This window comes from Acinetobacter pseudolwoffii, assembly GCF_002803605.1.
GTDB lineage: Bacteria > Pseudomonadota > Gammaproteobacteria > Pseudomonadales > Moraxellaceae > Acinetobacter > Acinetobacter pseudolwoffii.
In genome coordinates this window covers 62,096-76,950 of the sequence record NZ_PHRG01000004.1, presented here as the reverse complement: position 1 = coordinate 76,950, position 14,855 = coordinate 62,096, and the positions used below count along the sequence as shown (strand labels likewise).

At 44.4% G+C, this 14,855-nt stretch carries 13 protein-coding genes; 4 read left to right on the top strand and 9 right to left on the bottom strand.

From position 1 onward, the window contains the following. Window positions 1-25: 25 nt before the first annotated feature. Window positions 26-1,324 carry an ABC1 kinase family protein gene (locus CWI32_RS09530; protein WP_005094220.1) on the bottom strand — a complete coding sequence of 433 codons (1,299 nt, stop codon included), beginning with the start codon at window positions 1,322-1,324 and terminating at the stop codon, window positions 26-28. Between the two features lie 389 nt (window positions 1,325-1,713). Here CWI32_RS09530 and CWI32_RS15565 point away from each other — a divergent pair, with 389 nt between their 5' ends. Beyond that, window positions 1,714-1,854 (top strand): hypothetical protein, encoded by a 141-nt coding sequence (locus tag CWI32_RS15565; RefSeq protein WP_005094217.1) that lies wholly within the window; start codon window positions 1,714-1,716, stop codon window positions 1,852-1,854. Here the strand turns inward: CWI32_RS15565 and CWI32_RS09525 are convergent. Both CWI32_RS09525 and CWI32_RS09520 read right to left on the bottom strand, forming a co-directional pair. Beyond that, window positions 1,843-3,219 carry an MATE family efflux transporter gene (locus tag CWI32_RS09525; protein ID WP_074383596.1) on the bottom strand — a complete coding sequence of 459 codons (1,377 nt, stop codon included), beginning with the start codon at window positions 3,217-3,219 and terminating at the stop codon, window positions 1,843-1,845. The genes CWI32_RS15565 and CWI32_RS09525 overlap by 12 nt on opposite strands. Before the next feature lie 40 nt (window positions 3,220-3,259). Next, the gene (locus CWI32_RS09520) at window positions 3,260-3,718 is read right to left on the bottom strand and encodes a DMT family transporter (RefSeq protein ID WP_005094208.1); all 459 of its coding nucleotides are present in this window, start codon (window positions 3,716-3,718) and stop codon (window positions 3,260-3,262) included. Between the two features lie 126 nt (window positions 3,719-3,844). Between CWI32_RS09520 and hemW the strand changes: the two genes are divergently transcribed. Then, entirely contained in the window at window positions 3,845-4,999 is a 1,155-nt protein-coding gene (hemW, locus tag CWI32_RS09515; protein ID WP_100535191.1) for a radical SAM family heme chaperone HemW, read from the top strand. Between the two features lie 220 nt (window positions 5,000-5,219). Here hemW and CWI32_RS09510 read toward each other — a convergent pair whose 3' ends face one another. The 5 genes from CWI32_RS09510 to hemF all read right to left on the bottom strand — a co-directional run bounded on the left by CWI32_RS09510 (window position 5,220) and on the right by hemF (window position 10,180). Beyond that, window positions 5,220-5,429 (bottom strand): cold-shock protein, encoded by a 210-nt coding sequence (locus tag CWI32_RS09510; RefSeq protein ID WP_004281542.1) that lies wholly within the window; start codon window positions 5,427-5,429, stop codon window positions 5,220-5,222. Between the two features lie 346 nt (window positions 5,430-5,775). Beyond that, window positions 5,776-7,599, bottom strand: coding sequence for an acyl-CoA dehydrogenase C-terminal domain-containing protein (locus CWI32_RS09505; RefSeq protein WP_005168756.1), 1,824 nt, complete (start codon window positions 7,597-7,599; stop codon window positions 5,776-5,778). 396 nt (window positions 7,600-7,995) lie between these two features. Beyond that, a complete protein-coding gene (aroE, locus tag CWI32_RS09500) occupies window positions 7,996-8,784 on the bottom strand; it encodes a shikimate dehydrogenase (protein ID WP_100329366.1) in 789 nt (262 codons plus the stop codon). A gap of 98 nt (window positions 8,785-8,882) precedes the next feature. Beyond that, window positions 8,883-9,089, bottom strand: coding sequence for a hypothetical protein (locus tag CWI32_RS09495; protein ID WP_005094202.1), 207 nt, complete (start codon window positions 9,087-9,089; stop codon window positions 8,883-8,885). 134 nt (window positions 9,090-9,223) lie between these two features. Beyond that, the gene (gene hemF / locus CWI32_RS09490; protein WP_005094200.1) at window positions 9,224-10,180 is read right to left on the bottom strand and encodes an oxygen-dependent coproporphyrinogen oxidase; all 957 of its coding nucleotides are present in this window, start codon (window positions 10,178-10,180) and stop codon (window positions 9,224-9,226) included. 236 nt (window positions 10,181-10,416) lie between these two features. Between hemF and hemN the strand changes: the two genes are divergently transcribed. Beyond that, entirely contained in the window at window positions 10,417-11,790 is a 1,374-nt protein-coding gene (gene hemN, locus CWI32_RS09485) for an oxygen-independent coproporphyrinogen III oxidase (RefSeq protein WP_100535190.1), read from the top strand. A gap of 150 nt (window positions 11,791-11,940) precedes the next feature. Here the strand turns inward: hemN and ribA are convergent, their stop codons facing one another. Then, a complete protein-coding gene (gene ribA / locus CWI32_RS09480) occupies window positions 11,941-12,543 on the bottom strand; it encodes a GTP cyclohydrolase II (protein ID WP_005094196.1) in 603 nt (200 codons plus the stop codon). A 309-nt stretch (window positions 12,544-12,852) separates the two neighbouring features. On the opposite strand from ribA, the gene dxs reads away from it, so the two are divergent. Further along, complete coding sequence (dxs, locus tag CWI32_RS09475) at window positions 12,853-14,763, top strand: 1-deoxy-D-xylulose-5-phosphate synthase (protein WP_100535189.1); 1,911 nt, start codon at window positions 12,853-12,855, stop codon at window positions 14,761-14,763. The last annotated feature ends 92 nt before the right edge of the window (window positions 14,764-14,855 follow it).

Genomic DNA, 14,855 nt, shown 5'->3' with positions numbered 1-14,855 from the left:
AGCGTGTAAGCCTTTGGGGTCAAAATTAACCTCGACTCGGCACCAGTTCTTCAAATACATCACTCAGATCATCATGAACTTTTAAATGAATCAGGTTCCAGTATTGTCCTGAAATCGTCCGGTTCACCATGAGCGTATCTGGAGATGGCTTAAACACATCCCAATATTTTAGAGAAGGTTTGAGCAACTCCATGCCATCATGATGGGCCGAGTTTTCAGCAAAATCATAATGGGTGACCAGTGGACGCATCAGAACTTCCAGCCATTGTTCATACAATTCAGTCGGGAATTTTCCGGTTTCAGTCAAGGAATGCAGCGCATCTAACTGTTGCTCGATCACGGGAATATTCTTCTCGCGTGCGGCATGAATAAGTTCCCGGAAATGCCCAATCACTTCAGTCGAAAGAGTCTTAACGCCACCATAATCATAAACAATCACAGAGCCATCTTCACGAAAGGCAAAGTTGCCCGGATGCGGGTCACAGTGAAAGCGTTTCAGATAAAAAATTTCCTGACCAATCGCACGCAGCAGACGTCGCCCTAAGGCATTGCGGGTTTCCTGTGGCCAGGTGCTGGCGGTTTCAATACTTTCTCCCATTTCCTGACTCAAGGTTAGAATATGCCGTGAAGAATATTCATGAAAAACCTGTGGAATCACAATTTTATGATCCAGTGACTCATGGAAAGCGCGGGCAACTTCCAGGTTCTGAGCTTCAATTTCATAGTTGAGCTCATTGTCCAGACTATGCTGGATTTCTTTAAATAACTGATCCTGAAGTTTACGGTCAATCTTTAAAACGCCCATCATGCGTAGCGCCAGACGTACCTGTTTCAGGTCACTTTCACAGGCTTCATCGACCCCCGGATACTGTACCTTGACCACCACTTGCTGGCCATTGGGTAAAGTGGCTTTATGTACCTGACCAATCGATGCTGCGGCAAAAGGTTGTTCATCAAACTGTTGAAATAATTGCTGTAAAGGTTTACCGAGTTCCTTTTCAATTTGCGCCTGAATGTCCTTAAATGGCATGGGCGGTGCCTGACGTTGCAATTTGGCAATGGCTTTGGCAACTTCGGGTGGAAAAATATCTTTATATTGCGAGGCGATCTGACCAACTTTCATGACCGCGCCTTTCATTTCTCCCAAGGTATCCGCGATTTGTATACCAATATCCTGAAATAATTTGCTGCGCGCAGTATTTTTCTGCTCTTCGTCGGCAGTTAAATTTTTAATTGAATTGGATAGGGTTTTACCTGCAATACTTGCGGTCATTCCGGCAAGTTTCATAAAGCGACGACCGGGTGTGCTAGCCGTTTTTGCCATGCGAGATTCCTTGAAACCAACAATTATTTGATGTATTTGATCATAGGTGACAAAGATTCAATTGCCTAGATTTAATTGTAGAGGTTGTGTTGTGATTTTCTTTAACTTCTCCATCTTTGGTGCATGATCTTTGATTTATCAGAAGATTTTTCTTCATCTCCTGTACTTAAACCCAAACAAGATTCCTGAATACATCATTGTTTTAGGTCAGGCTGCATAATCATACTAAAGGTTGTTTTAGTCCCAAAAGTATAAATAAAACAACTCGCAGTAATGAAGAAAATTCAATGAAAGTCTATCGATATTTTACTGCTCAAGATGATGTGTATTTTTGTGTGCGTATCACTTAAACTTTAAATACAGGACCTAAGTTAGATGATTCACCCACCATGCGCTTTAATGGCACGGAGGTGGTTGTAGAGCCGCTGCTGATCAAAGATGTGATAGACGAATCAGAGATTTCCAAAGCATTAAAAAATGCGCTGGATCCTGAATCGCAGCGCATTTTCCAGCTTGAATTAATCGGCTGAACGCATTGAGTGGTCGAGACTTAAACGTTTATTGTTGCCATATAAACGAGCTAATAAAAGTACACAGGCCACACTCAGACCCACAATCAGGCCAACCCAGACACCGGCTGCGCCCATGTCGGTAAAGCGGGACAGATACACCCCGACCGGGAAGGCAATCACCCAGTAAGCCAGCATGGTGATCCACATAGGGCCTTTGGTGTCCTGCATCCCACGCAGACAACCTGCTGCACTGATCTGCCAGCCATCCATTAGTTGATAAGCAATCGCAAACAGAATCAGATAGACCGCGATTTGGGTCACGATCATATCCGAGGTGTAGAGCGCCACGATTTCATTACGGAACGCCCAAAGCAAAATCATGGTCAGGATTGCCAGAATAGTAGCAGTGATCAGGCCGAGATATTGCACTTTACGCATTGCCTGCCAGTTCTGTTCGCCATAATAGGTGCCGACCCGAATGGTCAGGGCAATCGCCAGTGACATTGGAATCATAAACAGCTGTGAGGTCACTGAAATGGCAATCTGATGCGCAGCAACAATGGTTTCTCCCAAAGGGCTGAGCACGATCGCCGCAGTACTAAAAATACTGACCTCAAAGAAAATCGCCAGTCCGATCGGCAGACCAAGCTGCAAGATGCGTTTCATCCATTCCGGGTTGATTTTTTCCCAATGAGTAAACGGCTGGGTGCGTTGATAGGCTTTATTCTTAAAAATATACAGTGCCAGAGTAATGACCATTAACCACTGTAAAATTGCCGTAGCAAAACCACAGCCGGCACTACCCAAGGCTGGAACAGGGCCAATTCCATACATAAATACATAGTTCAGTGGAACCAGCAATACCAGTGCCAATAGGCTGATGACGGTCACCGGGCGTGGATGACCAATCGCTTCTGAATAGCCACGCAAGGCGGCATACATAGTCACTGCCGGCATACCAAAACCAATTGCATGCAGGAATAAACCGGCTTTAGGCTGCAAGCTTTCCGGTACACCTAAGATTGGTAAAGTCGCTGGCAACAGCTGCAAAATCAGGCCAGCAATAATCCCCAGAATCAGGGCAACCCAAAGTGACTGACGGGCAATGGTGGCAATTTTTTCAGGGGTACGTGCGCCATTCGCTTCAGCCACCAAGGGTGTCGTGGCAATCATGATACCGCTAAACAGCAGCATCACCGGAATCCATAGACCCACCCCGACTGCAATTGCTGCAAGATCGGTCGCAGACAGATGACCTGCCATAATGGTATCAATCAGGCCCAAACCTGCTTGGGAAAATTGGGTTACCAGAATAGGTAACATCAGATGAAACAGTTTTTTTAATTCAAAACCAAAGGTCGTAACCGGTGTAACATTCGACACAAAAATTACTCATCGTGATCATGTGCTTAAATAGAGGGGTTTAGCGTTGTAAAGTGAGAAGCACACCAATAAAAATTACTCCGCCGCCTAAAAGACGTTGCCAGTTAATCGGCATTTTTTCGTTGCCCAATAAACCCAGATGATCGACCAGCATCGACATGGCCATCTGACCAAAAATAATCAGGCCGCTAAGCACCAGAAAGCCAAGTTTGGGGGCTGCATAAATGCTCATACTAATCGCGTAGACACCCACGATGCCCCCAAGCCATAAATACCAGGGAACATTCATTAATTCCTGTACACCGGGTTTGGGATTGGACTGAAAAAGTACAATCACAGCGAGCACTATTGTACCAATCAAAAAGGAAAAAAATGCAGCTTGCATAGGAGAATATAAATATTCTTTCAGTTGCGTGTTAATTGCGGTTTGAAGCGTCAGCAAAACACCAATTGCAAAGACTAAAGGAAGTAAAATAATCAGTTGAGAAGATATTTTCATAATTTTAACTGTCTAATTCTATTTGAGTTTTTAGATATAACCCGGTGATCATTTTAATTTTAGCAGTGTTGCTGTCGAGTCATGTTAAAATTCAGCTATATCTTGTAGTCGTTTTTGAGTAGTTCTTTGGCTGAATTGAATCCTGCTGTTATCCCATTGTCTTTATATATTCATATGCCATGGTGCGTGCGCAAATGTCCGTATTGTGACTTTAATTCGCATGCTGTTCCTGATGGTGAATTATCACTGGAACTAGAACAGGAATATTTACATGCCTTGGTTGAGGATTTTAAAACGCAGGTCGATTTTGCCCAAGGCCGCCAGATTCATACTGTATTTATTGGTGGCGGTACGCCGTCGCTGATTTCTGCTCAAGGTTATCAATGGTTATTTGATCAGTTGCAAGCCATTATTCCCTTTGCAGAAGGCTGTGAAATTACGCTGGAAGCAAATCCTGGTACGGTAGAGCATGACCCATTTGCAGGTTATTTGCAGGCCGGCATTAACCGTTTGTCGATTGGGGTGCAGAGTTTTAATACTGACCATCTTAAACGCTTGGGTCGGATTCACAGCAATGAAGATGCGATTTCTGCGATTGGATTGGCGCGTGAAGCAGGCTTTCGACGAATTAATGTCGATTTAATGCATGGCTTGCCTGAACAGACTTTAGATCAGGCCTTGCATGATTTAAAACTTGCGGTAGAAAATGGCGCGACACATATTTCCTGGTATCAGCTGACGATTGAACCGAATACGGTATTTTTCCGTACCCAACCTATTCTACCGGTAGATGATGTACTTGAAGAGATTCAGGAGCAGGGCGAAATTTATCTCAAAGCTCAAGGCTTTATCAATTATGAAGTTTCTGCCTGGCGTAAAGAACTACCTTCAGCGCATAACCTGAATTATTGGCAATTCGGCGATTATCTGGCGATTGGTGCGGGTGCACATGGCAAAGTGACTCAACCTGATGGCGTATATCGTTTCCAGAAAACCCGCTTACCTAAGGATTACTTAGCCAAAGTACCTGCTGAACATTTGCAGTTTAAGCGTATTGAAGCTGAAGAGATGCCATTTGAGTTTATGATGAATGCGCTACGCTTAAATCAGGGCGTAGAGGCTAAATTTTATATCGAGCGTACTGGTCAAAGTTTGGATACTTTACAAGATTTATTAAGCTCTTTACGTAAACGAAAATTAATGATCGATGATCAAAACCGGCTTGCATGTACCGAGCAGGGGCATATCTTCTTAAATTCGGTACTGGAAGAATTTCTTTAACTGATTTTTATTTTCTGAACATTTTTCAAAGACCTTCATAAATCTATATGGGGGTTTTTATTGTGCAGATTTTACCAGATCAGGAATTTTTAGCTTGGCATAGAGCACACCGGTTTTTAAATCAAACAAATAAGCTTTAAAAGCTAGAGTTGAATAAGAGAAATTACAAGCACAAAAAAAGCACTCTAAGAGTGCTTTTTTTTAATATCTTGCTTCTAAATTATAGAGCAACGATATTTACAGCTGTAGGGCCTTTTTGACCTTGAGCTACGCTGAAAGAAACCTTTTGGCCTTCAACTAAAGTTTTGAAACCTGAACCAGTGATTTCGCTGAAATGAGCAAAAACGTCTGGACCTGATTCTTGTTGAATGAAACCGAAACCTTTAGTTTCGTTGAACCATTTTACTGTACCGTTAACTGTATTAGACATAATGTAACCTATTGAATCGTATGAATTTATAGCCAAAATTTCAGATGACTAACTGTAACTTTGAAAAATAAAAAGGATGGAGCTTTTTGATCTGTAATACGAAGGTTTATGACTAAAACTGCGATACTTAAAAGAAACTAACCAAAACAAGAATTTTTCTAGTTGGGATTATCATACCGCTTATTTTGAGATATACAAGCGTTTTATTTATCTAATTTATTAGGCTATTGAAAAATATAAAATTAAACCTGTATATTTTGTATTCAGGCCGGTGTTTTTAGGGTTTTAAAAGGTTAGCTCTCAATAAAAAGAGCGCCGAAGCGCTCTTTGTAATTCAATTTACAGCTTAGTAATCAAAACTAAAGTGCTCTGGTGCCAGTGCGGTCATAGTTTTGGATGGATTCACCATCGCTTCAGCATGACCTTGGGTACGAGGCAGAATACGTTCGAAATAGAAATCAGCGGTTTTGATTTTTGCTTTATAGAACTCAGGTACTTCTGCACCATCGCCAGAAGCCAGTTTGGCTGAGGCAACTGCGGCTTGCTGCGCCCAGAAGTATGCCATCATCACATAGCCCGAGAACATCAGGAAATCGACTGAAGCAGAAGAGACGATGTCGCGGTCTTTACGGGCTGCCAGCATGATTCGAACAGTTAATGCATTCCACTGGGCACATAGCTTGGTGAGATCCCAAGCAAAGCGGCGCATATATTTATTACGCGCATGCTGACCACAAAATTTCAGGATTTCAGCGGTATAATCACGAATCACTTTGCCTTTCGAGGTTAACAGTACTTTACGACCGATCAGATCGAGTGCCTGTACACCTGTCGTTCCTTCGTAAAGGGTAGAAATACGTGAGTCACGCACGATCTGTTCCATGCCCCATTCTTTGATATAGCCATGACCACCAAAGACTTGCATACCGTGATTCGATGCTTCATAGCCCATTTCAGTCAGGAAGCCTTTTAGAATCGGGGTATAGAAACCTAAGTGATCATCATGCTGTTCAAAGGCAGCGGTATCGCCACGCAATAAAGCATCATTCATGTTGTCGGCAATTTGCGCAGCATGATAAATCATGGCACGGCCACCTTCGGCAATGGCTTTTTGCGTCAACAGCATACGGCGTACATCGGCATGATGAATGATGGCATCCGCCACTTTTTCCGGATCTTTTTTGCCAGACAGGGCACGCATCGACATACGTTCTTTGGCATACGGCAGAGCACCTTGGAAGGATAACTCCGCATGACAGATGCCTTGAATCGCAGTGCCAATACGCGCAGTGTTCATGAAGGTGAACATGGCATGCAAGCCTTTATTCGGTTCACCAATCAAGTAACCCGTGGCCTTGTCGAAATTCAGCACGGCTGTTGCTGAGGCGCGAATCCCCATTTTATGTTCAATCGAACCGCAATTGACTGGATTGCGCTCACCGATGCCACCATCGGCAGCAGCAATAAATTTCGGTACGATAAACAGTGAAATGCCTTTAGTACCTTGCGGTGCATCCGGAAGGCGCGCCAGCACGATATGTACGATATTTTCAGTGAGATCGTGCTCGCCTGCGGAAATAAAGATTTTGGTTCCTGAAATGGCATACGTGCCATCTTCTTGCGGCTCGGCTTTGGTTTTAACCTGACCCAAGTCAGTACCACATTGCGGCTCAGTCAGACACATGGTGCCAGCCCAAGTACCCGCAACCAGATGCGGCAGATAGGTATTCTTCTGCTCATCGGTGCCGTACTGGATAATGGTATTGATACAGCCCACGCTTAAACCCGGATACATCTGGAATGACCAGTTTGCAGTTCCCATCATTTCCGATTTGATCAGGTTTAAAGACATTGGCAGGTTTTGACCACCAAACTCTTCAGGATAAGACAGACCTTGCCAGCCACCTTGGACGAACTGATCATAAGCGTCTTTAAAGCCCTTAGGCGTTTTCACTTCGCCATTTTCAAAATGACAGCCTTCAGCATCACCGCTTTCATTCAGAGGTGAAAGTACATTTTCACAGAAATCTGCTGCACCTTCCAAGATCATGTCTACCGTGTCGGTATCGGCATATTCACCATTCGACAAATTCTGGTAGTGCGCAGGGTAATCGAGCACTTCATTCATAAGGAAGCGAATGTCGTGTAAAGGGGCTTTATATGCTGGCATGCGTTTAATCCTGATTAAAATAGTTTTGGATTATCTGTATCGATTCTTTGATTATTCATATTTGAGATAAAAAAACATTGATAAGGCAAGCAAATAAAAATGTCAGAAAAGCGAATCGAGTCTTAGAGCCAACCAATAAAATCGGATGATTTCATCTTCTGGCTGTCAGCGTACAGAAAGGTTGAAAACTTCTTATCTGATTGGACTTTAATGAATTGAACACCAGATTGTCTAGTGCTACTTTTGTATGAATTGTACTCAATTGTTATCAATAAAAAATTCAAGTTAAAAATGTCATTAAATCCAGTAGCTGAATTTTTAGTCTTTAATAATGGAGTTAAGATCAATTCGGGTTGTTGTTACAACCCGAATTCTCTGGTCAAAATAACTGGATATTTATAGAAAATCTTTTAAATCTGGTTTGATGCCATTCCAGATAGAAAAAGATTCCAGTGCCTGACCGACCAGCATGCCAAAGCCTTCAGATGTTGGCACAGCACGTGCTTTGGCCTGATCAAGGAAGGAGGAAGGCTTGCCATAGGCCATTTCATAGGCATAGTTAAACTGTAAGGCTTCTGGAAGCAGCAAAGCATCACCGCTGAGACTGGCTGAAGTGGCATTGATCACCAGATCAAACTCACCGGCAAGATGTTCTAGTGAAATAGCCTGTAATTCGAGCTGCGCTACAGCATCCTGTAGATCCGCAACCAGTTGTTCAGCGCGTGCCAAGGTGCGATTGGCAATCACAATTTTTTTTGCGCCTGCCTGGGCGAGTGGATAGATCACGCCACGGGTTGCGCCGCCTGCACCGATAATCAAGATGTTGGTATTTTCCAGCGGCCAGTTGAGTGCACGAATCGCGTCGACCAGACCTTGCCCATCAGTATTATCGCCATGCAGAACGCCATTTTTCATCCACAGGGTATTCACCGCCTTGGCAATTTTGGCTCGCTCACTGAGTACCTGACATTGGGCAAAAGCCTGCTCTTTAAATGGCACGGTGACATTCATCCCGATTCCGCCATGGGCAAAAAACTCCTGAATATTGGCCTCAAAGCCATCCAGAGGAGCCAGACGTTTGCTGTAATTTAGATCAATTCCGGTTTTTGCTGCAAAAGCGTGATGCAATTCTGGAGAGCGTGACTGTTCAATCGGATTACCAATCACGGCAAATTGTTTGCTCATTTCACAATGTCCATATGCTGAAATGGTCATCAATATACGTGAAAAAGCGCAGGGACTAAAGCCTGCGCTGTTTTAAATAAGGGGTCAGGAAATGCGGTTTAGGAACTGCAGATGTCCATAATATGTTCTGCAAATACCAGCGCCATACTAAGCACAGCTCCGACCACAGTCAGGATACTCACCAGAATAGCTGCGCCATCCAGAAGCAGATTATGACTCAAAACGGCGGTACTCATCGCACTGATGGCGAGAGCCAGAAAAAGCCAAAAGGCAAAAACAGGAAGATTTAATTGAAGATGATGCATTGTTATTCTCACTAGACATCTAATAGATTGTGATCGATGTAGCGATAGGATGCCGCGACCAAATCAGGGATTACTCTGCAGCAGTATAGAGGAATAATGGATTAAAACAGCCCTCTATTTGAGGGCTGTTTGTATCATTTCATTGCAGTTGATTTTAATTCTGTGAGCCAGTCATGGGGTTTCAGATAGTAATCGGTCAAACGCTTTTCCGGCGAGCCTTCATCCCATTCAGGACGATAGGACCAGCCGGTCAGCGGAGGCAAGCTCACCAAGATTGATTCAATTCGGCCGCCGGTCTGCAAACCAAATAGCGTACCGCGGTCATAAACCAGATTGTATTCGACATAACGGCCACGACGATACAACTGGAACTCGCGTTGTGCTTCGGTATAAGGCTTATCCTGATTACGCTGGAAAATCGGCAGAATCGCCTCTAGATAACCATTGCCTACGGCCTGTATATACTGGAAACAGGTATCAAAATCCCACTGATTCAGATCATCAAAGAATAACCCGCCGACACCACGCTGTTCATCACGATGTTTTAAATAGAAATAATCATCACACCATTGTTTATGTTCAGGATAAATCTCTTCACCAAATGGCGCACACAGATCATGCGCCGTCTGATGCCACGAAAGGACATCTTCATCATTTGGATAGAACGGCGTCAGGTCGAAACCGCCACCAAACCACCAGATTGGATCTTGCCCTTCTTTTTCTGCAACGAATAAACGCACGTTGGCATGTGAGGTTGGTACATTCGGATTTTTCGGATGGATGACCAGCGATACACCCATCGCTTGCGCCTTGGCACCGGCAATATTGGGATGGCGTTCAGTGGCTGAAGCGGGCAGTTTGGAAATATTGATATGGGAGAACATCACCCCGCCTTTCTCAATCACGGTACCATTTTGCAAGACACGCGAACGGCCACCACCACCTTCAGGACGTTCCCAGTCATCAATGATAAATTCGGCCGTACCGCCGCCAGCACGCTCCTGTTGTTCCAGTGCTGCACAAATCCGTGCCTGCAAGTCGAGGAGAAATTCACGAACGCGTTGAATATCCGCAGATGTAGGATGCTGCATCAGAGCCTCGTAGGGAAATAAAAAACTAGCTACATCAAAGCATAAAATCAGTCAAAGATTAAGGTCTATTTAGCAATGTAGTGGATTGAACCAGGCTTTAAATTTGAGTATTGATGGACAGAATGGGGTATTAAATCCGACCAAATGGCTAGGTTGAATTCTTTTTTCAAGCTCCGCACAATAACTTGCAAGCGCTCATGGGTTTGAGCATTTCTCGATGGTAATAGGTGGGTGTCATGTCGGTACAGGTCAATTCCCTGATTCAAAAATATAATGTTCCCGGTCCCCGCTATACCAGTTATCCGACCGTTCCATATTGGGAAGAGCAGAATTTCTCACTGGAACAATGGAAGCAAACGCTGAAAAAATCCTTTACTGAATCCAATCAAAGTGAAGGCATCAGCCTGTATATCCATCTGCCATTTTGCGAAAGCCTGTGCACTTTTTGCGGGTGTCATAAGCGAGTCACGAAAAAACATGAAATGGAACAGCCCTATATTCAGGCAGTGCTGAAAGAATGGGATTTGTATTGTGAGTTGCTGAAAGATAAGCCGGTCATTAAAGAAATTCATTTAGGCGGGGGAACGCCGACTTTCTTTTCTGTTGAGCATTTGACTCGACTGATTCAAGGTGTTTTGGCCAAAGCAGACATAGCGCCTGTGCATGAATTCAGTTTTGAAGGGCATCCGAACAATACCACGCGTGAGCATTTACAAGGCTTGTATGATCTGGGCTTTCGCCGGGTCAGTTATGGGGTGCAGGATTATAATGAAACCGTGCAAAAAGCCATTCACCGGATTCAGCCCTATGAACATGTCAAACAGGTAACCGAATGGGCGCGTGAAATTGGCTATGAGTCGATTTCGCATGATCTGGTGTTTGGCCTGCCTTTTCAGCATCTGGACGATGTCTTAAACACCATTGAGCAAACCAATTCACTTCTGCCGGATCGTTTGGCTCTATATAGCTATGCACATGTGCCTTGGATTAAAGGCAATGGCCAGCGCGGTTTTAAAGATGCTGATGTACCCAAAGATGCAATCAAACGTGAATGTTATGAAGCGGCCAAAAAGAAACTGCTGGCGCATGGCTATCATGAAATTGGCATGGATCATTTTGCTTTAGATACAGATGGCATGTACCAGTCCTTTCAAGCTGGAACATTACACCGCAATTTTATGGGATACACCGCCTCTAAAACTCAAGTGATGATCGGTTTAGGAATTTCTTCGATCAGTGATAGCTGGTACAGCTTTGCCCAGAATGTGAAAACTATTGAAGAATATTATGCCTGTTTAGCTCGCAATGAAATTCCGGTATTTAAAGGACATGTCTTAAATCAGGAAGATTTGATTATTCGTCAGCATATTCTGAATTTGATGTGCAGCTTTAGTACCTCATGGGAAAAACCCGAGCTATTTTTCCCTGAAATCGATCAGGTGGTGGAACAGCTTAAAGAAATGGCACAGGATGGTTTGATTCAAATGACAGACTCATCAGTCACGATTTTGGAGAAAGGGAAACCATTTGTACGTAATATTTGTATGGCTTTTGATTTACGTTTAAAGCGACGCATGCCGGAGAACCGGATTTTTTCGATGACGATTTAATACTTAATCCACCCCAGCCCTCCTTTAAGAAAGGAGGGAGTTTTCTCCTCTTTTTGAAAGAAGGAAAAGCCTCCCTGAGCAAGACTTAAGCATTGCTTTAAGTCGAAGCGCAAGAAAGTGAGGTTTGGAGGGATTTATTAAGGGGAGGATTTAAAAATCATCCTTCTGATAAAGATGCGCCATACGTTCATGTTTGGTTTTGAGATATTGCTCATTAAACGGATTTAAGCCGACGGTGAGGGGCACCCGATCGACCACATTAATCCCTTGGGCTTTTAAAGCTTCAATTTTTAAAGGATTGTTGGTCACCAGACGTACCGCTTTGACCTGCAAATGATCCAGCATAATACTGCACATGTCATATTGACGTGCATCAGCCGGCAGGTTCAGCATTAAATTGGCATCGACCGTATCATGTCCCTGATCTTGCAGGGCATAGGCACGAATCTTGTTGGTCAGGCCAATACCGCGTCCTTCCTGACGCAAATACAGAATCGCCCCGCGACCTAACTCATTGATCAGCTTTAAAGTCGCCTGCAATTGCGGGCCACAGTCACATTTCAGTGAAGCAAAGGCATCACCGGTTAAACATTCAGAATGTACACGAACCACGACTGGCTCGTCAGAAACTTCTTCAAGTCCTTTGGAAAGAGCGACATGTTCTTCGCCAGTCTTAGGGTCTTGAAATACAGTAATTTTAAATTCACCGTGAGCGGTAGGTAATCTTGACGTTGCGACAAATTCGATTGGCACAGCTGAACCCGTTAAATCCTGAAAGTGGCTAAAGTATAGCGTAATGATTGAACATTGGTAGAATTGCAAAGTCGAAATTCTGTATTAGATTTTCTTTTTTGTAGAAAGCAGACGATAATAGTTGATAAATAGTAAGATTATTCAGGATAATCGTAGCCTGCGATTTTTTCACCCCGATGAGATCATTGTTTAATATTGCATCGCTAGAAGCGTAGCTGAATTGAAGCTGCTACAATTCAGCTATATGATCGGGTACTCCCCATTGACCTAGCTTTAGATTTGCCAGGCTTTAGAAGGCTTTGCCATAATATGCTGTATACAGAAATCCCTACTCAACGCCCTGTAACACCGTTGCTGGATACGATCAATCATCCTGAGCAACTACGTTTACTCGAGCAAAGCCAGCTAGTACAAGTGGCAGATGAGTTACGTCAATTCATTTTGTATGCTGCCGGGCAAAGTGGTGGACATTTTGGTGCCAACCTCGGTGTTATTGAACTTACGGTGGCTCTGCACTATTGCTTCAATACTCCACATGACCGTCTGATCTGGGATGTGGGGCATCAGGCCTATCCGCATAAGGCACTGACCGGCCGTCGTGAACAGCTCACTACTATCCGAGCCAAAGATGGTCTGGCAGCCTTTCCAGCACGTGAAGAATCTGAATTTGATACCTTTGGGGTAGGGCATTCTTCGACGGCAATTTCTGCTGGTCTGGGCATGGCCTTGGCACGTCGCTACCAGAACAAGCCATGTGAAGTGGTATCGATTATTGGCGATGGCGCCATGACGGCGGGTATGGCCTTTGAAGCCTTGAACGATGCCGTTGCGCACAATGCCGATCTGATGGTGGTGCTGAACGACAATGACATGTCGATTTCTTGCAGTACTGGCGGTTTTGCCAAGCATCTGGCGGCGATCTGGGAGCGCGGTGAATTCGTTAATATTACCGAGGAAGGTGAAGCTTACGTACAGCCGCATCCGGAGTGGCTGTATAACTCACGCTTGCACTGTGCCGCGACTGATGCCGCAGATAACCTGTTTAAAGCCATCGGCTTTGACTATTTCGGCCCTTATGACGGTCATGATGTCAAACAACTGGTGCATGTATTTAAAGCGCTGAAAAAGCGTACAGGCCCACGTCTGATTCATATCTATACTAAAAAGGGCAAGGGCTTTGCGCCGGCCGAATCGGATCAAATCAAATATCACGCGATTAGCAAGCTTAATGCCATTACCGCTGCCAAGACTGCACCGAAATATTCGGATGTATTTGGACAGTGGCTCTGCGATGAAGCAGCACAGGACTCGCGCTTGCTCGCGATTACACCGGCCATGTGCGAAGGCTCAGGTATGGTGCAGTTTGCCAAAGAATATCCGGAACGTTTTTTCGATGTCGCGATTGCAGAGCAGCATGCCGTGACGCTGGCTGCGGGCATGGCCTGTGAAGGCTTAAAGCCGGTCGTGGCAATTTATTCGACCTTCCTGCAACGTGGTTATGACCAGCTGGTACACGATGTGGCCTTACAAAATCTGGATGTGACCTTCGGTATTGATCGTGCTGGTCTGGTCGGTGAAGATGGTCCGACCCATGCCGGTGCCTATGACTATGCCTATATGCGGACCATTCCGAATATCGTAATCATGGCACCAAAAGACGAAAATGAATGTCGTCAAATGCTGCATACTGCGTATTTATATCCTGGGCCGGCAGCTGTGCGTTATCCACGTGGTAATGGCTTAGGGGTGGATATCCAGCAAAAGATGTTTGAAATTCCAATCGGTCAGGCGGAAATTGTCGCCAGCTTTAATGCGCAGTGTGACGAATATATTTCTATTCTGGCTTTTGGCAGTCGGGTACAGGCCGCAGTCGACGCCGCTGAAGCCTTTGCAGTGAAACATGAGATTGGTGTGCGTGTTGTGAACATGCGTTTTATCAAACCTCTTGATACGCAAATGCTGGATGATCTGGCATCAAGCACCAGTCTGTTTGTGACAGTAGAAGAACATGCCGTGATGGGCGGTGCGGGTAGTGCTGTGAATGAATATCTGGCAGAAGCACAGATTGTGAAACCGCTGCTGAATCTTGGTTTAGACGACACGTTCATGGCTCAGGCCACGCATGCACAAATGTTGCATCAGGCCGGATTAGATGCGCAAGGTATTGAAAAATCAATGAATCAAGCCTGGTCAGCCTTGAGGCAAAGCGTTTTGTCATAAGTTCTTAAAAATTTTAGACACATTTTCTCCAAAAAAGCCCTGATATTTGCTAAGATATCGGGGCTTTTATGCATTATTCTTTATCAGTTTCT

Excerpts from the sequence above, each read along its gene's own strand:
- CWI32_RS09530 (WP_005094220.1), bottom strand. The coding sequence starts at position 1,324 with ATGGCAAAAACGGCTAGCACACCCGGTCGTCGCTTTATGAAACTTGCC.
- CWI32_RS15565 (WP_005094217.1), top strand. The coding sequence starts at position 1,714 with ATGCGCTTTAATGGCACGGAGGTGGTTGTAGAGCCGCTGCTGATCAAA.
- CWI32_RS09520 (WP_005094208.1), bottom strand. The coding sequence starts at position 3,718 with ATGAAAATATCTTCTCAACTGATTATTTTACTTCCTTTAGTCTTTGCA.
- CWI32_RS09510 (WP_004281542.1), bottom strand. The coding sequence starts at position 5,429 with ATGTCTAATACAGTTAACGGTACAGTAAAATGGTTCAACGAAACTAAA.
- CWI32_RS09505 (WP_005168756.1), bottom strand. The coding sequence starts at position 7,599 with ATGCCAGCATATAAAGCCCCTTTACACGACATTCGCTTCCTTATGAAT.
- aroE (WP_100329366.1), bottom strand. The coding sequence starts at position 8,784 with ATGAGCAAACAATTTGCCGTGATTGGTAATCCGATTGAACAGTCACGC.
- CWI32_RS09495 (WP_005094202.1), bottom strand. The coding sequence starts at position 9,089 with ATGCATCATCTTCAATTAAATCTTCCTGTTTTTGCCTTTTGGCTTTTT.
- hemF (WP_005094200.1), bottom strand. The coding sequence starts at position 10,180 with ATGCAGCATCCTACATCTGCGGATATTCAACGCGTTCGTGAATTTCTC.
- hemN (WP_100535190.1), top strand. The coding sequence starts at position 10,417 with ATGTCGGTACAGGTCAATTCCCTGATTCAAAAATATAATGTTCCCGGT.
- dxs (WP_100535189.1), top strand. The coding sequence starts at position 12,853 with ATGCTGTATACAGAAATCCCTACTCAACGCCCTGTAACACCGTTGCTG.